The organism is Bartonella sp. HY406, from assembly GCF_025449315.1.
GTDB lineage: Bacteria > Pseudomonadota > Alphaproteobacteria > Rhizobiales > Rhizobiaceae > HY038.
Window position 1 is genome coordinate 953868 of sequence record NZ_CP104893.1, and the last position, 23396, is coordinate 977263.

General features: G+C 40.6%; 23 protein-coding genes and 1 riboswitch. Of the genes, 12 read left to right on the forward strand and 11 right to left on the reverse strand.

The window, feature by feature from the left end; genetic code table 11:
* Window positions 1-114: 114 nt before the first annotated feature.
* Together N6B01_RS03970 and N6B01_RS03975 are read left to right on the forward strand one after the other, a co-directional pair.
* The gene (locus N6B01_RS03970; protein WP_262080030.1) at window positions 115-312 is read left to right on the forward strand and encodes a YbdD/YjiX family protein; all 198 of its coding nucleotides are present in this window, start codon (window positions 115-117) and stop codon (window positions 310-312) included.
* Between the two features lie 243 nt (window positions 313-555).
* Entirely contained in the window at window positions 556-1566 is a 1011-nt protein-coding gene (locus tag N6B01_RS03975; protein WP_262080032.1) for a CobW family GTP-binding protein, read from the forward strand.
* Window positions 1567-1640: 74 nt separating this feature from the next.
* Here the strand turns inward: N6B01_RS03975 and nrdF are convergent, their stop codons facing one another.
* The 6 genes from nrdF to rpoZ all read right to left on the reverse strand — a co-directional run bounded on the left by nrdF (window position 1641) and on the right by rpoZ (window position 7649).
* A complete protein-coding gene (nrdF, locus tag N6B01_RS03980; RefSeq protein WP_182419028.1) occupies window positions 1641-2609 on the reverse strand; it encodes a class 1b ribonucleoside-diphosphate reductase subunit beta in 969 nt (322 codons plus the stop codon).
* 12 nt (window positions 2610-2621) lie between these two features.
* Window positions 2622-4790 (reverse strand): class 1b ribonucleoside-diphosphate reductase subunit alpha, encoded by a 2169-nt coding sequence (gene nrdE / locus N6B01_RS03985; protein ID WP_262080033.1) that lies wholly within the window; start codon window positions 4788-4790, stop codon window positions 2622-2624.
* On the reverse strand, window positions 4765-5190 hold the full coding sequence (gene nrdI / locus N6B01_RS03990) for a class Ib ribonucleoside-diphosphate reductase assembly flavoprotein NrdI (RefSeq protein WP_262080034.1): 426 nt from the start codon (window positions 5188-5190) through the stop codon (window positions 4765-4767). The genes nrdE and nrdI overlap by 26 nt, the downstream gene beginning before the upstream one ends.
* Before the next feature lies 1 nt (window position 5191).
* Window positions 5192-5413: a glutaredoxin-like protein NrdH gene (nrdH, locus tag N6B01_RS03995; RefSeq protein ID WP_262080036.1), complete on the reverse strand. Its 222-nt coding sequence runs from the start codon at window positions 5411-5413 to the stop codon at window positions 5192-5194.
* A 386-nt stretch (window positions 5414-5799) separates the two neighbouring features.
* Window positions 5800-6074, reverse strand: a riboswitch (cobalamin riboswitch).
* A gap of 76 nt (window positions 6075-6150) precedes the next feature.
* The gene (locus tag N6B01_RS04000; RefSeq protein WP_262080037.1) at window positions 6151-7035 is read right to left on the reverse strand and encodes a LysR family transcriptional regulator; all 885 of its coding nucleotides are present in this window, start codon (window positions 7033-7035) and stop codon (window positions 6151-6153) included.
* Window positions 7036-7244: 209 nt separating this feature from the next.
* Window positions 7245-7649, reverse strand: coding sequence for a DNA-directed RNA polymerase subunit omega (gene rpoZ, locus N6B01_RS04005; protein ID WP_182419033.1), 405 nt, complete (start codon window positions 7647-7649; stop codon window positions 7245-7247).
* Window positions 7650-7861: 212 nt separating this feature from the next.
* Here rpoZ and N6B01_RS04010 point away from each other — a divergent pair, with 212 nt between their 5' ends.
* Both N6B01_RS04010 and N6B01_RS04015 read left to right on the forward strand, forming a co-directional pair.
* Window positions 7862-8446, forward strand: coding sequence for a LabA-like NYN domain-containing protein (locus N6B01_RS04010; RefSeq protein ID WP_182419034.1), 585 nt, complete (start codon window positions 7862-7864; stop codon window positions 8444-8446).
* 117 nt (window positions 8447-8563) lie between these two features.
* Window positions 8564-9232 (forward strand): uracil-DNA glycosylase, encoded by a 669-nt coding sequence (locus N6B01_RS04015; RefSeq protein ID WP_262080039.1) that lies wholly within the window; start codon window positions 8564-8566, stop codon window positions 9230-9232.
* Between the two features lie 59 nt (window positions 9233-9291).
* On the opposite strand, the gene N6B01_RS04020 is transcribed toward N6B01_RS04015, so the two are convergent.
* A complete protein-coding gene (locus N6B01_RS04020) occupies window positions 9292-10494 on the reverse strand; it encodes an MFS transporter (protein ID WP_262080040.1) in 1203 nt (400 codons plus the stop codon).
* 405 nt (window positions 10495-10899) lie between these two features.
* Here N6B01_RS04020 and N6B01_RS04025 point away from each other — a divergent pair, with 405 nt between their 5' ends.
* Window positions 10900-13011 carry a lytic transglycosylase domain-containing protein gene (locus N6B01_RS04025; RefSeq protein WP_262080041.1) on the forward strand — a complete coding sequence of 704 codons (2112 nt, stop codon included), beginning with the start codon at window positions 10900-10902 and terminating at the stop codon, window positions 13009-13011.
* A gap of 86 nt (window positions 13012-13097) precedes the next feature.
* On the opposite strand, the gene N6B01_RS04030 is transcribed toward N6B01_RS04025, so the two are convergent.
* Together N6B01_RS04030 and N6B01_RS04035 are read right to left on the reverse strand one after the other, a co-directional pair.
* Window positions 13098-13259: a hypothetical protein gene (locus N6B01_RS04030; protein WP_262080043.1), complete on the reverse strand. Its 162-nt coding sequence runs from the start codon at window positions 13257-13259 to the stop codon at window positions 13098-13100.
* A 168-nt stretch (window positions 13260-13427) separates the two neighbouring features.
* Window positions 13428-14039 carry a hypothetical protein gene (locus tag N6B01_RS04035; RefSeq protein ID WP_262080044.1) on the reverse strand — a complete coding sequence of 204 codons (612 nt, stop codon included), beginning with the start codon at window positions 14037-14039 and terminating at the stop codon, window positions 13428-13430.
* Between the two features lie 535 nt (window positions 14040-14574).
* Between N6B01_RS04035 and N6B01_RS04040 the strand changes: the two genes are divergently transcribed.
* Both N6B01_RS04040 and N6B01_RS04045 read left to right on the forward strand, forming a co-directional pair.
* Complete coding sequence (locus N6B01_RS04040; RefSeq protein WP_182419039.1) at window positions 14575-14922, forward strand: RidA family protein; 348 nt, start codon at window positions 14575-14577, stop codon at window positions 14920-14922.
* Between the two features lie 103 nt (window positions 14923-15025).
* Window positions 15026-15910 carry a metallophosphoesterase family protein gene (locus tag N6B01_RS04045; RefSeq protein ID WP_262080045.1) on the forward strand — a complete coding sequence of 295 codons (885 nt, stop codon included), beginning with the start codon at window positions 15026-15028 and terminating at the stop codon, window positions 15908-15910.
* 16 nt (window positions 15911-15926) lie between these two features.
* Here N6B01_RS04045 and N6B01_RS04050 read toward each other — a convergent pair whose 3' ends face one another.
* Window positions 15927-16082: a hypothetical protein gene (locus N6B01_RS04050; RefSeq protein ID WP_182419041.1), complete on the reverse strand. Its 156-nt coding sequence runs from the start codon at window positions 16080-16082 to the stop codon at window positions 15927-15929.
* Between the two features lie 532 nt (window positions 16083-16614).
* Between N6B01_RS04050 and N6B01_RS04055 the strand changes: the two genes are divergently transcribed.
* The 4 genes from N6B01_RS04055 (at window position 16615) to N6B01_RS04070 (ending at window position 19758) form a co-directional block, all read left to right on the forward strand.
* A complete protein-coding gene (locus N6B01_RS04055) occupies window positions 16615-17172 on the forward strand; it encodes an NADPH-dependent FMN reductase (protein ID WP_262080046.1) in 558 nt (185 codons plus the stop codon).
* Between the two features lie 429 nt (window positions 17173-17601).
* Window positions 17602-17766 carry a hypothetical protein gene (locus N6B01_RS04060; protein WP_262080047.1) on the forward strand — a complete coding sequence of 55 codons (165 nt, stop codon included), beginning with the start codon at window positions 17602-17604 and terminating at the stop codon, window positions 17764-17766.
* A gap of 248 nt (window positions 17767-18014) precedes the next feature.
* Window positions 18015-19304: a UDP-N-acetylglucosamine 1-carboxyvinyltransferase gene (gene murA / locus N6B01_RS04065; RefSeq protein ID WP_262080048.1), complete on the forward strand. Its 1290-nt coding sequence runs from the start codon at window positions 18015-18017 to the stop codon at window positions 19302-19304.
* Window positions 19305-19314: 10 nt separating this feature from the next.
* Entirely contained in the window at window positions 19315-19758 is a 444-nt protein-coding gene (locus N6B01_RS04070; RefSeq protein WP_262080049.1) for a DUF2948 family protein, read from the forward strand.
* Between the two features lie 34 nt (window positions 19759-19792).
* On the opposite strand, the gene N6B01_RS04075 is transcribed toward N6B01_RS04070, so the two are convergent.
* Window positions 19793-20245, reverse strand: coding sequence for a DoxX family protein (locus N6B01_RS04075; RefSeq protein ID WP_262080050.1), 453 nt, complete (start codon window positions 20243-20245; stop codon window positions 19793-19795).
* A 244-nt stretch (window positions 20246-20489) separates the two neighbouring features.
* Between N6B01_RS04075 and uvrB the strand changes: the two genes are divergently transcribed.
* Window positions 20490-23198, forward strand: coding sequence for an excinuclease ABC subunit UvrB (uvrB, locus tag N6B01_RS04080; RefSeq protein WP_410007227.1), 2709 nt, complete (start codon window positions 20490-20492; stop codon window positions 23196-23198).
* Window positions 23199-23396: the final 198 nt, after the last annotated feature.

Consider the following 23396-nt stretch of genomic DNA (forward strand, 5'->3'; position numbering starts at 1 on the left):
CTGAAACGAATATGGTCTGCTCATTTTAAAAATTGGCAGACCATATTAACAATTTAAAAATCTATGCCAAACGTTTAATGATACTAAGCGTTCAATATTGGTGGAGGAAATGCCATGTTTAACAAAATTGCTAAGGCCGGCAAATATATGGGGCAGGCGGCTAAATTAATGATTGGCGTGCCTGACTATGATAATTATGTTCAGCATATGCGATTAACCCATCCAGACCAGACACCCATGACTTATCCTGAATTTTTTAAAGATAGGCAAGATGCTCGTTTTGGTGGCAAAAATGGCTTTAAGTGCTGCTAGATTAGCGCGCTGATATTTGGGCTCTACATATATTTGTAAGAGCTTTGTTAAATTTTTCCAAAATGTAGTTCTTACGGTATTTTATTCAATTCTTTAAATTATATTTTCTTTTATAATCAGTATGTTGTGTTGATTAATTAACTTATGGTTAAAACTTTATTTAAAGTTATGGTTAAAAAAGCGTTAATTTTTCTAAAGAATTTATGTTAAGATTTTGATTTTAAATTATTAAAGGGTTTTCTTATGATTGTTCCTGTTACCGTTTTATCGGGTTTTTTGGGTTCTGGTAAAACAACCTTAATCAATCATTTATTACGCAATGATCAAAAAACACCATTTGCGATCATTGAAAATGAATTTGGTGAAACAGGCATTGATGGCATATTACTTGAAAAGCGCGATAAGCTTGAAATTGTAGAAATGAGCAATGGCTGCGTGTGCTGTAGTGTTCGGGGTGAATTTGCAACTGGCATTAATCAATTGCTTGAAAAGCGCGACAAAGGATTGGTTGATTTTGAACGCATCATAATTGAAACCACCGGACTTGCTGACCCTTCGCCTGTCGTGCAAACTTTTTTTGTTGATGATAATCTGCGCGAAAAAACCATGCTTGATGCCTGCATTGTCCTTGCTGATAGCGAGCATATTGAGCGCCAATTGGATGAGCATAATGTGGCGTTAGCGCAAATTGCCTTTGCCGATCGTATTTTTTTAACCAAAACTGATCGTATTAACAGCGAAAAAAAACAAACAATCTTAAAAAGATTAAGTAAAATCAATTGTAAAGCTGACTTTTTTGAAGTGGTTAATGGTGCTTGCCCACAGGAACTTTGGCTCAATGTCAAGGCTTTTGAATTAAGTGATGAACTGCAAATAACCAAGGGTAGTTTTGGCTTTGATGAAGCGCAAAAGCCGCGCTTTAGTGCTTTTTCAGCGCAGGGCGTGCAGCAGCAATCTTGGGGGGATACTATCCAATCGCTCTATTTTGAAATGGCGCTTTTTGATATTGATCGCTTAGGCAGCTTTATGGAAAAATTGATTGAAGATTTTGGCAATGATATGCTGCGCTATAAGGGCGTTTTTGCCATTGCTGGTGAAGAAAAGCGGCTTATTTTGCAAGGAGTGCATAAGGTAGCGGCTTTTGATTATGGCTCACCTTGGAATGAAGAAAAGGCACTATCAAAATTTATTATTATTGGCCGCGGGCTTGATCAAGATTGGTTGCGTGAGCAATTAACGCAATGTCTTGCATGATTATATAAGAGATTATTTTTTTGAATTTTCAATAATCTCTTATATTTTAATAGGTTGTGCTAATTTATTGATGTTTAAAAAGCCCAATCTTCATCCTGCGTGGCAACTGCTTTACCAATAACATAAGATGAGCCAGAGCCTGAGAAAAAGTCATGATTTTCATTAGCTGCGGGTGATAGGGCTGATAAAATAGCTGGATTAACGGCACAAATTTCTGCTGGAAATAGCGCATCAAAGCCCAAATTCATCAGCGCCTTATTGGCATTATAATGCAAAAACATTTTCACATCTTCACTTAAGCCAACCGCGTCATAAAGGTCCTCAGTATATTTGCTTTCCACTTCATAAAGGTCGAGCAAAAATGCAATGGTGAAATCTTTAATTTCTTGCTGTTTTTCACTGCTGCATTTTTTAAAGGCTTTTTGGAATTTATAGCCGATATAATAGCCATGCACTGCTTCATCACGAATGATAAGGCGGATAAGGTCAGCAGTATTAGTAAGCTTAGCGCGGCTTGACCAATACATTGGCAGATAAAAACCAGAATAGAACAAAAAGCTTTCAAGAAAAACCGAGGCGATTTTTTTCTTCAATGGATCATCAGCTTGATAACGCTCAATCACCAGCTTTGCTTTTTCTTGCAAATAGCGATTTTCTTCCGCCCAACGAAATGCTTCATCAACATCAACGGTAAGACAAAGGGTAGAAAAAATCGAAGAATAGGAGCGTGCATGTACCGCTTCCATAAAAGCAATATTGGTAAGCACTGCTTCTTCATGTTGGTTTTCAGCGTCTTCTAAAAGTGATATCGCGCCAACGGAATTTTGAACGGTATCAAGTAAAGTAAGACCAGTGAAAACGCGTATGGTCAAAATTTGCTCTTCACGGGTAAGGCTTGCCCAAGAACCAATATCATTAGAAAGAGGTACTTTTTCTGGCAGCCAAAAATTAACCGTCAAACGGTTCCAAACTTCAAGGTCTTTTTCATCTTCAACGCGGTTCCAATTAATGGCGCGTACGGGTTTTGCTTTTAAATGGTTCATTTGATGTGCTCCTTAAAGACTGCATGATACGCAGCCTTCAACCTCGGTGCCGCTTAGGGCATCTTGGCGAATGCGGACATAATAAATAGTTTTAATGCCTTTTTTCCATGCATAGATTTGCGCGCGATTAATGTCGCGTGTTGTTGCAGTATCAGGAAAAAATAGCGTTAGCGATAGACCTTGATCGACATGGCGGGTGGCCTCAGCATAAGTGTCGATGATTTTTTCAGGGCCAATTTTATAGGCGTCTTCAAAATATTCAAGATTGTCATTGGTCATATAAGGCGCCGGATAATAGACGCGACCAATTTTGCCTTCTTTACGAATTTCGATTTTTGACACAATAGGGTGAATGGACGAGGTGGCATGATTAATATAGGAAATAGAGCCGGTTGGCGGCACAGCCTGTAAATAGCTGTTATAAAGTCCATATTCGGCAACTTTATCGGCTAATTCACGCCAATCATCTTTTGTGGGAATAGCAATTGAATTTTTTGCAAAGAGCTCAACCACCTTAGAAGTTTTTGGCTGCCATTCTTCATTTATATATTTGGCAAAATAGCTCTTATCGGCATAGGCAGAGTTTTCAAATCCTAAAAAGTGACTTCCATGTTCCTTCGCCAATTTGTTCGAGGCACAAAGCGCATGATAGGTGATGGTGTAAAAATAGATATTGGTAAAATCAAGCGCTTCAGGTGAACCATAATAAATATGTTCGCGAGCAAGAAAACCATGAAGGTTCATTTGCCCAAGACCTATGGCATGGCTTTCACGATTGCCTTTAGCAATTGAAGGAACACATTCCATATTGCTCATTTGTGAAACAGCGGTAAGGGCGCGTATAGCTGTTTCAACCGTATTGCCAAAATTGGGAGAATCCATCGTTTTAGCAATATTGAGCGAACCAAGATTGCAGGAAATATCATTACCAATAGTTTTATAAGAAAGATCGGCATTAAATTCGCTAGCGCTATTTACTTGCAAAATTTCAGAGCAAAGATTGCTCATTGAAATGCGGCCAGCAAGCGGATTAAGTCTATTGGCGGTATCTTCAAATAAAATATAAGGATAGCCTGACTCAAACTGAATTTCTGCAAGGCGTTGAAAAAAATTGCGGGCATTAATACGGGTTTTGCGAATATCAGGATTATCAACAAAGTCTCGATAATGCTTACTTATTTCAATATCACTCATGCATTTGCCAGTGACACGCTCAATATCATAAGGAGAAAATAGATACATTTCCTCATTTTGGCGGGCAAGCTCAAACGTAATATCAGGAATAATTACCCCTAAGGATAAGGTTTTGATGCGGATTTTTTCGTCTGCATTTTCGCGCTTGGTGTCAAGAAAAGTTAAAATATCTGGGTGGTGAGCATGTAAATACACCGCACCAGCCCCTTGGCGCGCACCAAGTTGGTTGGCATAGGAAAACGCATCTTCAAGCATTTTCATCACTGGTACAATGCCTGATGACTGGTTTTCAATATGCTTGATCGGTGCGCCCACTTCACGCAAATTGGTAAGGCTAAGGGCAACGCCGCCGCCGCGTTTTGATAATTGCAAAGCCGAATTGATTGAACGGCCAATTGATTCCATATTGTCTTCAAGGCGCAATAAAAAGCAAGAAACAAGTTCGCCGCGCTGTTGTTTGCCAGCATTTAAAAAAGTTGGAGTAGCAGGTTGGAAGCGACCAGTGATAATTTCGTCAACTAATTTTATTGCAAGTTCTTGATTGCCGCGTGCAAGGCTTAATGCAACCATGACAATGCGATCTTCATAGCGTTCTAAATAGCGCGTGCCATCACGTGTTTTTAAGGTGTAAGCGGTGTAATATTTAAAGGCGCCAAGAAAAGTTGGAAAGCGAAATTTATAGCCATAAGCGCGTTGGAAAAGGCTTTTTATAAAATCGCTATCATAGGCATCTAACACCCTTTTTTCATAAAAACCTTCTTCGACAAGGTAATCGAGTTTTTCTTCTAAATTATGAAAGAAAACGGTGTTTTGGTTGACATGCTGCAAAAAATACTGCCGCGCTGCCATTTTATCCATTTCAAATTGGATTGCACCATTTTCATCATAAATATTAAGCATGGCATTTAGGGCATGAAAATCAAGCTGTGTTTCGCTGCGCGCTGATTTTGCTATTTGCGATTTATCCAATTGCGGCTGGTCTAGCATTGGTTTTTTCCAAGATTTTAAAGTTTTTTAAGATTTCATGAACATTGTCAGCATCTTCTTGCGTGCCGCGCAGTTCAAAACGATAAAGGCAAGGCACATTGCATTTTTGCGCAATAATATCGCCAGCAAGGGCATAGGTATTGCCAAAGTTGCGATTGCCACCAGCAATGACACCGCGAATGCGGTGGCGATTTTCTTCTTCATTTAAAAAACGGATAATGGCTTTGGGTACAGCGCCATTTCCTTCGCCATCAGCATAGGTTGGCAAAACCAAAATATAGTCATCACCTATATGTTTGGCTGGTTCTTTGCGATCAATGCGAAAGGCGGGCAATTGCAAGCGCTCGACAAAAGCATGAGTATTGCCAGTCGAGCTTGAGTAATAGGCAAGCAAAAGCATATTATGCAATCTTCGCAATCATGTCAGGGCGAAACCCAGCCCAATGATGATCACCTGCAACAACAACCGGAACTTGGCGATAGCCCAGCGATTGAACCCGCGAAAAACCATCTTCATTCTCAGTAATATCAATAATATTGTAAGCAATACCCTTGGTATTAAGAACGCGGTAAGTAGCAGTACATTGGGCGCATTGGGGCTTTGAATAGATGGTAACTTGCATGAGATTAATTCCTTTTGAGGATAACTAGCTTTGGTACTTTATAGAGTTTTGGTTAAGCATAAACGCCGAGCAGTAAGGGCTTAGCCTTATGCTGCGTTAAATCCGTGCTTTGTCATGGAGGATGGCGCTGTCAGAAGTATTAAAGCAGCAAAGCTCAATGCTGCTTATTGTAGCTCGACGGCGCTATAGCTTTAGTTACTGCTGCACTGGCGGTGCGTTGATGTAATTAACATCAAAAATATTTGGATAAAGCATTATAAACTTCCTTCCCGAAGCCTAAAGAGGCATTTGCACGGGTGAGTTTAACGCATCGGCAAAGGCAATAGACCTAAACCAAAAGGGCGCAAAGATGCGCCGATTAAACCTCGCCAGTGCAGACACCCCGTCTGTTGACACTTATTCAAGGCAGGTCTCCTGGCTCACAGCTCAACGCAATTAACGACCTTCCCAAGCATTGTTTAATTTCATTTTAACAATATTGCTAATTATGATTCTTAAAACTTTACTCAGTGGTTAAACCGTTATTGCTCCTTGTTCACAGTTGCGGGGGCAGCTTTGGAATAATATCAATAATCAAATGTAAGGCATTGATTATTAAGCTATCTACCAAATTCCCTTTAAATTTGAACAGAATCAAATAACCTTGAATACTAGATATAGTAGTCTATTTGAATTTTTGGTCAATATATATGGTTAGATTATAAACAGACAAAATTGAATTTGGTTAACTCAGCTTTTTACAGAAAAGCAGCGCGATTGGTTTCGATAGATTGGGAAATAAAGTTTGCCACTTCATGTATACGGCGAATGCCTTTTAAATTTTCATGATAGGATAACCAGTAGGAGCGAATAATTGCTTTTTCTGGCAGCACTACCACCAAATCAGGATAAGTTCTAGCGATATAACTATGCAAAATACCAATACCGCCGCCAGCTATAATGGCTTCCAATTGCCCTAATGTGCTAGATACTTGAAAATTGGAATGCCAATCTTCACTTATCTCATGGCTATAAGCAAGGGCAGGGGTGGAGATGAGATCGTCAACATAATCAATCTTGCGATGATGTACTAATATATCATGAATATCTAATGGGTGGCCATGGCGCTTTAAATAATCCTTATGGGCATAAAGGCGCAATTTATAATCGGTCAGCTTTTTGGCAATAAGCCGTCCTTGCGCAGGGCGCTCAACGGTTATCGCAATATCGGCTTCGCGTTGGGACAGCGAAAAATTGCGCGAAACTGGTACTAATTGCAGGGTTAGATCTGGAAATTTTTCTGACAATTGCGGTAAATGCTTGGCAAGGAAAGAAACACCAAAGCCATCAGGTGCAGCAATACGAATGGTACCACTAAGCTGCACATCTTCGCCACCAATTTGCGCTTGAGCTTGCAACATTTGCGCCTCAACTTGTTCTACATGGTGTAAAAGGCGTTCACCTGCATCGGTGAGCTGCGTTCCAGTGGTGCTGCGCGTCACTAATTTGGTGTTTAATTGGTGTTCAAGCGCGGTTAGACGCCGCGAAATAGTTGTATGATTAACTCCAAGCTGTTTGGCAGCTTTAAGCAACTGACTATTGCGCGCAACGCTTAAAAATATTCGTAAATCATCCCAATTCATACGCTTAAATTTGCATATGTTTGGCGATTATTCAATGCCATAAAACGCTTCTATAGGCTTATGCGCTTATTGTGTAAGAAATAGTTTTAATGAAATCTTGTTTGGCTCATCTAATTGAATTAGACCTATAAATGCAAAAAAACCGCCAACTGTTACAGTGGCGGTTTTATATAAAGTCGATTAATAATGATTAATTCAATAGTTTAGAATCAGTAATCATCATTCTTTTCAGGGGCAACCAAGCCCTCAATACCAGCAAGAAGATCGTCTTCAGACATTTGATCAAAGACTATAGGTTGATCTGCAACGTCATCATTAAATAGCGAATCACCCAAACCTGCATCATCATGAGTAAGAAGTGCTGGTGCAATTTCAGGCTCATCAACTTCAACATGCTTTTGCATGGAATGGATAAGATCTTCTTTCAAATCGGCTGGTGACAAGGTCTCATCAGCAATCTCACGCAAGGCAACAACAGGATTCTTATCATTGTCGCGGTCAATAGTGATTTGCGCACCTTGAGAAATCTGACGGGCGCGGTGGCTAGCCAGAAGAATAAGCTCAAAGCGGTTGTTAACCTTATCAATGCAATCTTCAACAGTAACGCGGGCCATAGATGCCCCTTTCATTATATGCGGTTTAATGGATTTGAGGCTTACATAACCAGTTTTTATAAAAAAAACAAGAAAAACCAACCAAAGAGTTAAAATTCCTAAAGTTCTGTCTTGGCATCACTGCACAACTACATTAAGTTAGGTGTATTGTTCCAGTTATTTTAGCTCTGCATTCAATTAGTAATGCATATTATAAAAAGATGGTTTTAAATATGTTTGACCCAAGAGAGAAAATTGCTCTTTTTATTGACGGCGCAAATTTATATGCCGCCTCCAAAACATTAGGTTTTGATATCGACTATCGAAAACTTTTAAAAGCTTTTCAAAAGCGCGGTTATCTTTTACGCGCTTATTATTACACTGCTTTGGTTGAAGATCAAGAATACTCCTCGATTCGTCCACTTATTGACTGGCTAGATTATAATGGATATCGTGTCATTACTAAGGCAGCCAAAGAATTTACTGATGCGGCAGGTCGCCGAAAGGTAAAAGGCAATATGGATATTGAGCTTACCATTGATGCAATGGAGCTTTCGGAAACAGTTGATCATTTTGTTATTTTTTCTGGCGATGGTGATTTTAGATCTTTGGTGGAAGCTTTGCAACGCAAGGGTCGTAAAGTGAGTGTTGTTAGCACTCTTTCAACTCAACCAGCAATGATTTCGGATGATTTGCGCCGCCAAGCGGATCATTTCATTGATCTTGTTTCGCTAAAAAATGAAGTGGGTAGAGCGCCAAGCGATAAGCCGAGTGACTCGCCAGCTTTTTATGAAGAAGACGAAGAAGACGAATATTGATTTTTTTAAAATGAAGTGGCGATATACATCGCCACTTTATGGTTTTTTTTGATGTTGCTGCGGCTTTTAGCCGTTTTATTATTTTATTTAAGGGCATAGTTTGCATTGTTGTCAGTCATGAATTTTTCTGTAGCGCAATCATGTCCAGACCCCAGCTATGACTGCCCTTTATGCCCCCGCCTCCACGAATTTTTAAGTGAATGGCGGCAAATCGAGCCTAATTGGTATAATGGTCCAGTAAAGCCTTTTTGGCCAAAAGATGGTGCGCAAAGTGTTAAGCTGTTAATTATTGGCCTTGCACCGGGTTTACGAGGGGCGAATCGCACAGGCCGACCATTTACAGGCGATTATGCCGGCGATTTGCTTTATTCTACATTGAAGCTGTTTGGCTTTGCGCAAGGGCAATTTGAAGCACGTATTGATGATAGTTTACAATTAGTTGATTGCGCAATTGCTAATGCTGTGCGCTGTGTTCCGCCGCAAAATAAACCAGTGGGCGCAGAAATAAATATGTGTCGGCAATTTTTATCGCCATTATTTAACAATCTTCCAAATTTGAGAATTATCATAACCCTTGGTGCTATTGCCCATCAATCAACCATCCGTGCGCTGAAAAAGCCGGTAAGCCGCTATCCATTTAAACATGGACTTATGAGTGATGTTGATGGCTTGAAAGTTTTATCAAGCTATCATTGCTCACGCTATAACACCAATACAGGTGTTTTGACCGATGCAATGTTTCATGATGTTTTTGAAAAAGCGCGCGTTTATCTTGATAATCAATAAAACGCTGGTCTAATTTATAAACCAGCGTCTTTTTTGTGAATTGAAAAGCGTAGTTAAGTCTAGCGTTTGAGTGTTTTAACTTCACCAGTTTTTAATTTTGGCAAAAATATTGCGACAAGTCCCAAGAATGGCAAAAATGAGCAAACATCAAATAGGGTTTGGATGCCATAAATATCAGCAACTTTGCCTAACACTGCCGCAGATATAGCGCCAATGCCAAAAGAAAGTCCAAAGCAAAGACCTGCCACTGTACCAACGCGGCCGGGCAATAATTCTTGCACAAAAACTACAATTGCTGGAAATGCCGATGCTAAGATCATACCAATAATAACCGATAAAATTGCCATGATTGGCAAATTAACATGCGGCATTAATAGAGTAAAAGGTAATACGCCAAGAATGGATACCCAGATAACTGAGCGTGCGCCAATGCGATCGCCAATGCGACCACCAAAAATTGTGCCAACAGCTATACCGCCGAGATAAAGAAATAGTAAAATTTGCGCTGTATGGGTGGTAACGCCAAATTTGTCGATAGCATAAAACATATAAAAATTGCTCATACTGGCAAGATATATGTATTTAGCTAACATCAATAAAAGCAATACAAATAAAGTACCAGCGATTTGTTTTTTAGATAAAAGCTGGGTTTGCACAACTGCTTTTTTCTTTGCGGTAAATTTTAATTGGGCAGCATACCAACGGCTAACCCAAATCAACAATAAAAAGCCAATAAAGGCAATAATTGCAAAATATCCAATGCGGCTTTGCTGCGAGATAAACAATGCCGCTAATAACGGGCCAAGCGCTGCGCCAGTATTGCCGCCAACTTGAAAAATAGCTTGGGCAAAACCATGGCGACCGCCCGATGCAAGTCGCGTAACCCGTGAGGCTTCAGGATGGAATATGGCCGAGCCAAAACCAACACTTGCAGCGCCAATGAGCAACACATAATAATGATGTGCATTCGCAAGCAATAGTAAGCCCACCATGGTAAATAGGGAGGCAAAGGGTAGCGAGTAGGGGAGCGGACGTTTATCGGTATAAAAGCCGATAAGTGGCTGTAAAACTGAACCAGTTATTTGATAGGTTGCGGTGATAATGCCAATTTGTAAAAATGTAAGGCCATAATTATCACTTAATAGAGGATAAATGGCAGGCAACATCGATTGCATGACGTCATTAAATAAATGACTAAGACTAATTGCAAGAAGAATGGCAATGACCGTATCTTCTGTTTTTACTGCTGGGTCTTTCATCATAGCCACTGCTCCTCCCTATTGCCTATGCGTGATGCCACTGTTCCTTAACAGGCCATTAGGGACATCATCACGTGGCTATTTAAAAATTTAAGCTTTGTCGCGTTTATAGCAATTATAAAATATTTTGGCAGGGGCAAATATGATTATAAAACAGGTTCGTGGTAACAAAATTGTGCGCCAAATCATAAATTAAAAAGCTAATCACAAAAGCTAAAGGTGTTTGCCTTGGTTTTAACGATTTTTCATATTATTGAAGTTTTATGCTGTTAACTATAGCTTTAGTTTTTTAACCCTTTTTTAACTACTATTCGTAACTGCCCTGAAAATTAAGAGACGATTCACCATTAGCCTTTATGACTTTTGAAGATTAAATTTAAGATGTCAAAGCACTATGACGGGAAGCACATGATGAAATCTGGTTTATATCTTGGCCGAGTAGCATTAGTGAGTGGGCTATCTTTAAGTGCAATTGTTCAATCTTTTGCGCAAACGCCAAAACTGCCATCTGATGGCCCTGTGCCATTGGCGCGGCCCTTTGCTTCGGCGCCGCAAGCGGGAAGCGGTGTAGTTGCTGCAGATAATATTATCACTTCAGGTATTCCTAAATTGCCAACTGGTAAGATGGTTGGCAAATTAAAAGATGGGCTTGATGCGCTTTATAAAAAAAATGACGCAAATCGTGCTATCGCTATTCGAAATGGATTGGCGGTTAATTCCATTGACAGACAAATTTTGACATGGAGCCTAGCGACCTCTGGTGCGCCAGAAATGTCCAGCAATTCTATCGTTTCGGCGATGCATGAGGTGGCAGATTGGCCAGGCCAGTCAATTATGCAGCGCAATTTTGAACGGGCAATTTCGCGCGAAAATTTAAGCGCAGTAAATGTCATTAGTCTTTTTTCTAATCGCCGTCCTGAAACAGCACAAGGCATGGTAACGCTTGCCAATGCTTTAGCCGCATCGGGCAAAACTGCGCAAGCGCGGGCGGTTATTGCGCCATGGTGGCATCGCGAAAAGCTAAACCCAGCAGAAGAAAAATATGTTCTTGAAAAGCAAAAGGGTGTTTTAACCTCTGACGACCATCTTATCCGCATGAAAGCCATGTTGCTTGCCTATCGTATTGATGCAGCTGAGCGCGTTTCGGGGCCGGCCAAGGCACGCTCGTTCTATCTTGCTTTTGAAGCGGTGGCGCGCAATAGAAAAGATGCAGGGCAAAGACTTGCTAATGTCGATCCATCATGGCGTAAGGACCCTGTTTATAGTTATGCGCGTATTCAATATTTAAGGCGTGCTGGAAAATATACTGATGCTGCAAATGTGCTTTTAAAAACTCCAAAAGATGCAGCCTCATTAATTGATCCAGATGCGTGGTGGAATGAACGGCGTGTTTTATCGCGTGAAATGCTCGATCTTAATAATCCGAAACTTGCTTATCAATTGGCGGCGGCACATGCTGCAGAAAGTCCAACAGCCGCAGCAGATGCTGAATTCCATGCCGGTTGGTATGCGTTGCGTTTTTTGAATGATCCCAAAACTGCAATGCGCCATTTTAGCCAGATAGCAAAACTTTCATCGGGGCCAATTTCATTGTCGCGCGCTTATTATTGGATGGGTAGGGCAAGCGAAGCGCAAAAAAATCCTGCGCAAGCAACAGGTTATTATCAACAATCCGCCCGTTTTGGGACGACATTTTACGGGCAATTAGCTGCGGCGCGCCTTGGCGCATCAAAGCTTGAATTGCCTTATCCAAAACCAAGCAATGACGAAAAACAACGTTTTGAAAAACGCGGTGCTGTTCGCGCCATATTAAGGTTAGAGGCGGCAGGCTATAGTGATAAAGCAGGTTTACTTTATCGCGAATTAAGCCGCGAATTAAAAAGCCCCGGCGAACTTGCCTTGCTAGCGGTAATGGCAGAGCGCAAAAGCAACCATGTTATGAGTTTGCGCATTGGTAAAACGGCGGTTTTGCGTGGCATTAATGTGGGTGCGCTTTCGCATCCTTTGGGTGCTATTCCATCATCGGCCAATATTTCGCCGTCAGGTAAAGCGCTTGCTTATGCAATTGCCCGCCAAGAAAGTGAATTTAATCCAGCTGCAGTTTCAAGCGCTGGTGCACGCGGAATGCTGCAATTAATGCCAGCAACGGCAAAATCGGTAGCGGCAAAACGTGGCATTGCTTATAATGTGCAACGATTGACGACTGATCCTGCCTATAATGCGACTTTGGGCGCCCATTTTTTAGGTGATCAGCTAGAGCGTTTTGATGGCTCTTATGTTTTGACCTTTGTTGGTTATAATGCAGGTCCAACCCGCGCTAATGAATGGATTAATCGCTATGGAGATCCGCGCGGTCGTGATTTGGATACAATTGTTGATTGGATTGAGCGCATTCCTTACACAGAAACACGCAATTATGTGCAGCGCGTGATGGAAAATTATCAGGTCTATAAAGCGCGGTTGACGGGTTCATTTACAATTAAAAATGACCTTATCGCAGGACGCGCAATGAAAAATTAGTAAAAATGAAAAACTAGCAAAAGAACCCAAAGTTGTATTTGCTTTGGGGCATTTCTTTTGCTGCGTTTACGCTTGTAAGAACGCCATTATTTTTTATCTTCAAAGGGTTGGGATTTTGCCGCTGCAATAATAGCCCGCTCATGGGCGTTGCCACGATAAAACAACTTGCGTACAAAATAACCGCTTAAAGCGCCTAACAGCGAAGATAGAGCAATTAATAAAATAATCTCAAAAGCAAGATGAAGCATGATTTACTTTTCCCCTTCATTGCGTTTGCTCACTGTCCAGCCGATAAAAAAGCTAACAATTGCTGCAATAAGCATCCATGGCCAAAGAAATGATATGAGAAAAGTCATAAATAAGGTCCTATAAGGTTAAATGCATGTCGCAATTATGTGGTTGATAGCTGAAATATTTTATTCGCTTTTGAGTGTGAGGCTTTGCAATTTTAACCCATTTGGTATGCTGAGATCCTTTATTGCCTTTTCAGCATCGCCATTTTTGGCAATGCCATTAATTGTAATGACATCATCACTAAGGATAATCTCGCCACTTTTTAACTGCTGAATCTGTGCTGCCGCATAATGAAGCCACTCAGCAAATTTTTCATCCGCACCTCGCGCATTGCCGGCTTGATCAATAATAACGCCATCCATATTATCTAAAATAGCGAAACGATCAAACTCGACTGGGAAATCGCCTTTGATGGTGATGGTATCATCATTTTTTTCTAAAATAAATTCAAAAGGCGCTTTTAGTGGCGGAACGATAACCTCATCAGTAACCGATGCTATGCCCCATATGGCCGCAGCTTTGGCTAATACATCGTTTTCAATATTTTCGGTTGCGGCGATACCGCGTATCGTAAGGTCGCGGCCATCAAGATCATAAGTCGCCCAAATCTTATCAGTAAGGAGGTTTTCAACTTCATTGGTAAGCTGCGTCGTCATTGTACCCAAGCAAAACCATAATGCCATCACTGAAAAGAAAATAATGGTTGTAAGCAAGGGCCAAAATAGTCGGCGCATAGGATTTCCTTTTAAAATGCTACTTTTGCAGCATATTTATTAAAATTGCTAATTTGCGATAAATATTGAAGAATTTTTATGAAAGCAATATAATTTATAGCAAAGATTGCTTTTGCTTTAAAAATGGCAATAAAAATAGCCTTTTAAAAAAGGGAAGGGGAGTTTGTGAAAACAAAATTATATATAGAAAAACCAGTTGGGTTAGATTAAAGCACAACCCTCACGCATTCATTATTGAATAATGAATTGACTTGCTAAGGTCTTTGCTTCGCAACTCTAACCAAATATTCCCATTGAAAAAATCATAAGCGCAACGCCAACATTCAATGAAAGGATCATGGCTGAATAGGTTATGGCCGTTTTGAGGATATCATTCATTTGATCACCTATTAGTTTGTAATTTAACTTCACATTACGTTACAACACGAAACATAACAAATTGTTACAATTGCGGCAATGGTAAAAAAACTTATTCCTTTTTATTTTTTTCTTGTTAAAACATTCATATCAACCCAATTTAAATGGAGGAATGAGCATGTCTGATATAAAGCGTATCGAGCCTGGTAAACGCATGAGCAATGCAGTTGTGCATAATGGTGTTGTCTACCTTGCTGGTCAAGTCGGCGAACCAGGTGCTAGCGCAAGCGATCAAACCAAGCAAATTTTGGCTGAAGTGGATCGTTTGTTAGCTCTTGCAGGTTCAGATAAGACACGTATTTTGAAAGCAATGATCTGGCTTTCAGATATGAAATATTTTGCTGATATGAATGCCGTTTGGGATGAATGGGTTGCACCAAATGCAGCTCCTGCCCGCGCAACCGGTGAAGCAAAGCTTGCAGCCCCTGAATATTTGGTTGAGATTGTTATTACTGCTGCTGTTTAAGAAATTTTGTTTCATAAATTATGGCATATGTCATGGCTATCTATGGCATATGCTTTTAATTTTAAATTGTATATTTAAAACTCAATTGAAATTAAGGTTTTTAATGTTTCGCCTTATTCATATTTCTGATGTTCATTTAACGCCAATGCCTGGGCCAAAGCTTTTTCAGCTATTGAATAAGCGCATTACTGGCTGGGTTAATTGGAAGATGAACAGAAAAGGCGAAATCGGCAATGAAACCTTGCAGTGCATTATCAATGATATTAAAAATCAACCCCATGATCATATAGCGATTAGCGGTGATTTGGTTAATTTAGCATTGCCGATTGAGTTTCAAAATGCCCGTATTTGGTTAGAGCAATTGGGAAATGCGCAGGATATATCTGTTGTTTTTGGTAATCATGATGCCTATGTACCTACTGCATTAAAAACCGCTATAAAAACATTTGCGCCATGGATTAGCAGTGACGTGGCTGTCAACGCACCTTTTCCCTATATGCGGATAAGAAAAGATGTTGCAATCATTGGTTGCTCGTCAGCTATTGCAACCATGCCTTTTCGGGCCACAGGTAAATTTGGTAAGCGCCAAGCAGACAGCCTTAAAAAATTATTGCACATAGCTGCAGAAAAACAACTTTTTCGCGTGGTGATGATCCATCATCCGCCTATTCATAATGCAACGCATCGCCACAAAATCTTAACAGATATTGATTGCTTTCAAACAGTTATCGCCGAGTGTGGTGCAGATTTGGTTTTGCATGGCCATACTCATTTGCCAACACTTTATAGTATAAAGGGTAGAGATGGCGACATACCTGTCGTGGGGGTTGCATCAGCTTCGCAGAGTTTTGGCGGCAAAAAACCACCGGCCAATTATAATGTGTTTGAAATTGAAAAGCAAAATGGCAAATGGCAAAATAGATTATCACGCCACACAATTTTAAATGCTGAAAATGATATTAGCTGTAGCGAAACCATTTTATTATAATTAGACAAAAAAAAAGTCACCAAATAATTGATAATTGCTCAATAAGGATAAGGGTTGCGGCTGCAATGGAAAGGCACGTAATACAGATTATAAATCCATATTCAACAATGCTCATAATCACATTATGACTGCTGCGTAGAGGCGAGACTTCAAGAGGAACTTGCTTAGTCATTAGAGCACTTTCAACGAATATTATTTGAATTGACCTAATGGTTTTTACAGCGATTCTGTTTCAATGGGTTTAAAACTTTTGGTAAATTATGGGTAAATGATGGATGAACTGTCAAATTACCGTGGCTAGGTTTTTATATGCGCTTTGTCATTATGAGAGTTATTTGCAATGCCACAAAATCTTAAGGCTAGATTGTCATCTTTGATTTAGATTTTCATATTAGTGTCAATATTTTTTTGACAGTGCGTTGCACTAAAAACACTTACCTATATTGATGTTTTGGAATAGTCTCATAGTTAAATAATTGCATGTTTTGTGGTGATTAGTTGATTATGGGTCTGCTAAATCTTGGTTTTTGAGTTTGTTAGATTTCACATTAAAATGATGGATAAAATCATAAAACTGTCAATTAATGGCATTACTTTTAAATAATAAACTATATATTGCCATGGAGTTTGATTTTTCTGCGATGGTTATCTTGAAGCATGGCAGAATGGACGACAAATCTTCAAGACGTTTAAACAGGTGTAAAATGTCAAAAGTATATAATATCGGTGTTTTCGTTGGTTCATTACGCAATGCTTCTTATAGCCGTAAATTAGCTAATACATTTAAGAAGATTGCTCCAGCAGGTCTTAATCTTGAAATTATTGAGATTGGCGATATGCCCATGTATAATGAAGATCTTGAAACCGACGTACCACCAGCTTCATGGTCAACGTTCCGTCATGCCGTAAAGCATGTTGACGGCTTCTTGTTTATTACACCTGAATATAACCGTTCTGTACCAGCTGTACTTAAAAACGCTATTGACGTTGGTTCGCGCCCCTATGGACAAAGTGTTTGGAATGGTAAGCCAGGCGCGGTTGTATCGCTTTCTCAGGGAATTATTGGCGGTTTTGGTGCCAATCATCATTTGCGTCAATGTTTGGTATTTAATGATGTACAAACTATGCAGCAGCCTGAAGCCTATTTATCACATGTTCAAAATATCATTACCGACAGTGCAGAACCTGCTAATGAATCTTCCCATGCATTCTTGGTTAGTATTCTCACTGCGTTTGAAGCTTTGGTTAAAAAGTTTGACTAAGCATTGCCCGCAAAAGTGCAAAGCGGTTTTGCGTTAAGAACAATGCGTTAAATTATACATTGCCCGCAACTATCTAAATTTACAGTCTTTAATAAGGCTGCCTTATGGATATAAGCGTTAATAAAAGCATTTCCACTGCCGATTATTTTCGCTTTATTGGCCGCTAGCATGTTTCATGTTAGCGGCTAATTTTTTGTGGCGTACCTATTTAAATGTCTTTCTATTCATGATTATCAAAGCCTCGATGCTATCTTGAAAAAAAACTAGCTTCGATATAAATAGGCAGCTTACATAATTAAAACTGGCTGCTTAGAGTGCGTGTGTTTATTGTTGAAGCGGTAACGTGCTCTAGGCTCTTTATTTGGGCGCATTGTTGACAAGAGAAAGTTAAATCAACTTTTTTTCAAAAAATGCTTAAATGGGCAAAGCATGAGTATTGACCAAAAAAAAGAACATCAAAAAAAGCGCTTGGCAAAACAGTTGCGCACGAACCTAATGCGCCGTAAAGCACAAGCTCGACAAAGAACCGAGGATGGTGCTGAGGATGAGGTGCTTGATGGAGATAATATTGAAAGCGGTGATAAAGATAAATAGCGGTTTAATCAGTTAACCCAATAATTTTTGGCAGATATCAATATTAAATGTTAATGAGTGCCCTAATTTGGTAGTTAAATATTTTTATGAATTTTTGTTCGCCATTAAAACACTTTTAAAGCGTTGCAACTTATTATAGAGCTGTGAACTCTAAATGACATAGTTGTAAAAGCATTTATTTAACCAAGGCTTTGTCATTTACACGATATTGCGACAATGGACTATCAGCATTTAGGAAGGCAATTAGAATGGATCGTATAAGAATTATCGGCGGTAACCGGCTTAATGGGGTTATTCCGATTTCTGGCGCAAAAAATGCTGCCTTACCTTTGATGATCGCTTCTTTGCTAACCGATGATATGTTGACCTTAGAAAATGTGCCCCATCTTGCAGATGTTGAACATTTGATTCGTATTTTAGGCAATCATGGTGTTGATTATTCGGTAAATGGCCGCCGTGAACATCAAAATGGCAGCTATTCGCGCACTGTGCATTTTAATGCCCGTCATATCGTTAATACCACTGCGCCCTATGATCTTGTTTCGACAATGCGTGCGAGCTTTTGGGTAATTGGGCCGCTGCTTGCCCGTATGGGTGAAGCAATTGTTTCACTGCCTGGTGGTTGCGCCATTGGTACGCGCCCAGTGGATTATATCTTGGATTGCCTTAAGGCGCTTGGCGCAAATATTCATATCGAAAATGGCTATGTCCATGCCAATGTCGGCGATGGCTTAGTTGGCGCTGAATATACATTCCCTAAAGTAACTGTTGGGGGCACCCATGTCATGCTAATGGCGGCAAGTCTAGCTAAGGGTGATACTATTATTCATAATGCTGCAGCTGAACCAGAAGTTGCTAATCTTGCTGATTGTTTAAACCAGATGGGGGCAAAAATCTCTGGCGCTGGTACATCAACCATTAAAATTTCGGGCGTTTCTGGCCTTTCTGGCGCGCGTGTACGCATTATTCCAGACCGTATTGAAACTGGAACCTATGCAATGGCTGTTGCGATGACGGGCGGCGATGTGGTGCTTGATGGCGCCGATCCGCGCCAATTAACATCAGTTCTTGAAACATTGCGTCAAACGGGTATTGAAATTGAAGAAAGTGCCAACCAAATCCGTATTCGCCGCAATGGCCATGCGATTGAGCCGGTTGATATTGAAACACAACCTTTCCCCGGTTTTCCAACCGACTTACAGGCACAATTTATGGGGCTTATGACCCGGGCGAATGGCACATCTCATATTACTGAAACCATTTTTGAAAATCGTTTTATGCATGTGCAAGAATTGGCACGGCTTGGCGCAAAAATTTCGCTTTCTGGGCAAACCGCAACGGTCGAAGGTGTCGAAAATTTGCAAGGGGCGCAAGTCATGGCAACCGATTTGCGGGCATCAGTTTCTTTGGTAATTGCAGGTCTTGCAGCGCAAGGTGAAACGATGATTAGTCGTGTTTATCACCTTGATCGCGGTTTTGAGCGCCTTGAAGAAAAATTATCTCATTGTGGCGCCGTTGTTGAACGTATCCGTGGGTGAGTAGTGCATCATGGCCTTATTGAAATTATTAGCCCTTGATAGTGAAGATTTAGCAATTATATCCGCTCACGCGCAAGATGCTGTTTTAAAAGTAAAAGATATTGATTGGCAGCCCAAGGATAAGCGTTTGGTGATTGCCATTAACCGTTTTGCTTGGGAAATTGAAAAGCCACGCGGATTTTTTAAGCGGCGTAATATTCCAGAACGGCATTTTGCGGTTTTGCGATTTGATCGGGTTGAAAAAATTCAAGCTCGCAATATTACTAGTGATAAAGCCGAAGAGGTTTTATCATTATTAGCTATTCAATTTGAAGAAGGCGATAATCCGCAAGGCACAATTCAATTGCAGTTTTCAGGTGATTGCGCTTTGCGTTTAAGCGTTGAATGTATTGAATGCCAATTGGGAGATCTTGGCCCTGTTTGGCAAGCAAAAAACCGTCCCAACCATGATTAATCATGGTTAGGACTAAAGCTTTTTAAAAATCTGCTTAAAAATCTGCTTGTTGCTGTTTACCAGCTTGTTGAAATTCATAAATAGCAACAATAAGACAGCAAATAGCCCAAAAGACCAAATATTCATCGCCGCCTTGGTTCCATGTCCAAGCAAAATAGCCACGATTGATATTTAACGCGGTCAAGGCACTTAAAAGAATAGTCATTGCGCCAAGAGCCGCATAGCGTGAGCAAATACCCAATATTAAAGCTAATCCGCAGGTAACCTCGCCAAGCGCGGCAAAATAAACCCAAAATTCAGCTGGATAAAATCCAACCTTGGCAAAAAAGCCAACAGTATCAGGATTAAGGGTTGGAAAGTGGCTAAACTTGCCATAGGCTTCTGGCAAAAGAAATAAGCCACAAATGATACGCAATAGGTGTTCGGTATTTCTAAAATTAAAATTGCTTGCTTTTAGCTTGAAATCATCCAAATAAAATAGCTTCATGATCTGAGCCTTTTGTAATGTCGATTATAGTTATTTTAGGTTGAGGTACCGCGGTACTTTGCATAATTTTTTGCATTATTTATTGTGTTGCGTTTTAGGTAAAATGCTTCGCGATACGCATGACGCGATATATATGAAATGAAGCGCACCGCTTACACTGTATTGCCGTTAAATTTATTAAACATATCTTTTATTGGTGCTAAAAGTTACTATATATAGTTCAACATATATAGCGAGTGTAAAAATGGCCGAAAATAAAAGCTCAAAAAAAGTTGATCAAAGTAATCACATTAATGACGGTCAAAATGATGAAGGTATAGCAAGCATAGCATCTTGGGCGAATGAATTAAGTGAAGCGGCTGAAAAAGATGTTGTTGAGGTTAAAGCTAAAACGGCAAAAGTCAAAGCAACCAGTGCAGCTAAAAAAACAGTCAAAAAAACCGCTAAAGATGAAAAGCCAATGAAAACATCGCGCGGAACTTTGCTTGGCGGTAAAGCTTCCGCTAAAGAGCGCAGCCGTGCTGGTCTTAATCCCGTTTCAGGCTTGGATATTTCGCTAGAAGATGCTGATAATTTACCCCAAAGCGGTGCAACCGCGACGGTTGAAGCATTATCTGCGCTTATTTCATCGGGTAATCCACTTTTTAAAAATGGTGAACTTTGGACACCGCATCGACCCGATCGGCCACATAAGTCCGAAGGTGGTATTCCGTTTAAAATGCATACACCGTTTTTACCATCAGGTGATCAGCCAACGGCTATCAAGGATTTGGTGGAAGGTCTTAACAGCGATGATCGCACACAGGTTCTCTTAGGTGTGACAGGGTCAGGCAAAACCTTTACCATGGCTAAAGTCATTGAGGAAACCCAAAGGCCGGCGCTTATCCTTGCACCGAATAAAACCCTTGCTGCGCAGCTTTATGGCGAGTTTAAATCATTCTTTCCTGATAATGCGGTTGAATATTTTGTTTCCTATTATGATTATTATCAGCCCGAAGCCTATGTTGCGCGGTCCGATACTTACATTGAAAAGGAATCATCGGTTAATGAGCAGATAGACCGCATGCGCCATGCTGCCACCCGTGCGGTTCTTGAGCGTGATGATGTTATTATTGTTGCATCTGTTTCTTGTATTTATGGTATTGGGTCGGTTGAAACTTATACCGCAATGACCTTTGAGATGAAGGTTGGCGATAGGTTAGATCAGCGGCAATTATTGTCCGATCTTGTTGCGCAGCAATATAAGCGGCAAGAGTTTAATTTTGTGCGTGGTTCTTTCCGTGTGCGCGGCGATACAATTGAAATTTTTCCAGCCCACTTAGAAGATAGGGCATGGCGCATTTCATTGTTTGGTGATGAGATTGATACAATTACTGAGTTTGACCCGTTAACTGGTAAGAAAACTGGCGATTTAAAATCGGTTAAAATCTATGCAAATTCGCACTATGTGACACCGCGGCCTACTTTAAATCAGGCGATAAAAAGCATTAAAACTGAGTTGCGTAACCGCCTTGTCGAACTTAATGATGCTGGGCGCTTATTGGAAGCGCAAAGAATTGAACAACGCACCAAGTTTGATCTTGAAATGTTGGAAGCAACAGGTTCTTGCCCAGGCATTGAAAATTATTCACGTTATCTCACGGGACGTAAACCGGGTGAACCACCACCAACCATGTTTGAATATATTCCGGACAATGCTTTGGTCTTTCTTGATGAAAGCCATGTTACCATTCCGCAAATTGGCGCTATGTATCGTGGTGACTTTCGACGTAAAGCAACCTTGGCAGAATATGGTTTTCGCTTGCCATCTTGTATGGATAACCGTCCCTTGCGTTTTGAGGAATGGGATGCAATGCGCCCGCAAACCATAGCCGTTTCTGCAACGCCTGCTCAATGGGAAATGAATGAAGCAGGCGGCGTCTTTGCCGAGCAAGTTATTCGTCCAACAGGTCTTATCGATCCGCCCGTTGAAATTAGGCCAGCAAAAACGCAGGTTGATGACGTGATGGGCGAAATATTAGCCACCAGTAAACAAGGCTATCGCTCGTTGGTGACGGTACTTACCAAACGCATGGCGGAAGATTTAACTGAATATTTGCACGAGCAAGGCATTAAGGTGCGCTATATGCACTCAGATATTGATACGCTTGAACGCATTGAGATTATTCGCGACTTGCGCCTTGGTACATTTGACGTTTTGGTGGGTATTAACTTATTGCGTGAAGGTTTGGATATTCCTGAATGTAGTTTTGTTGCCATTCTTGATGCGGATAAGGAAGGCTTTTTGCGGTCTGAAACATCACTTGTTCAGACCATTGGTCGTGCGGCGCGAAATGTTAATGGTCACGTTATTCTTTACGCCGATAAGATGACCGGTTCGATGGAGCGCGCAATTAACGAAACCAATCGCCGGCGCGAAAAACAGGTTGCTTATAATCTTGAGCATAATATCACGCCAGCAAGTGTCAGCAAGAATATATCCGATATTCTCGGTTCTGTTTATGAGCGAGATCATGTTCGCGCCGATATTTCGCAATTTATCGATGAAGGTGCGATGATAGGCAATAATCTTGCCACGCATATTGCACATCTTGAAAAACGCATGCAGGAGGCTGCCGCCGATCTTGACTTTGAGGAAGCCGCACGCTTGCGCGATGAAGTCAAGCGTTTGCGCCAAACCGAACTTGCTATCGCCGATGATCCATTAACCCGTGAAACAATACGAACGATTGAGGGAACCGCCAAAAAGGTTAGTAAAAGCCTTTTTGCCAAGCCTGATTTGGATCATATGGGACCAACAATGGATACAGGACTACCTATGCCAGATTCGTCCGTTAACGATGAGTTGGCGCCGGTTAAACGTGGACGTATTGGTGTTGGGTCTTATGAAGAACCTGAAAAATCTAATAGTCGAAAAGGCAGGGCGCGAAAAACGGGTCGGCCAGGAAAATAAGTTTTAAAGCTATTTATCAAACGTCCCTTTCAATTGCATGATAGGGGCGTTTTTATTTGCACGTTTGAGCTTTACGAATGATGATATAATTTGCAGCCTTAACCAGATCAATTTTTTAAATGATCAATAATTTATCAATTATGGCTTTTTTTGTTTTTAAATTGCACAATTTGATATAGTCTTTGGCAAATAATATCT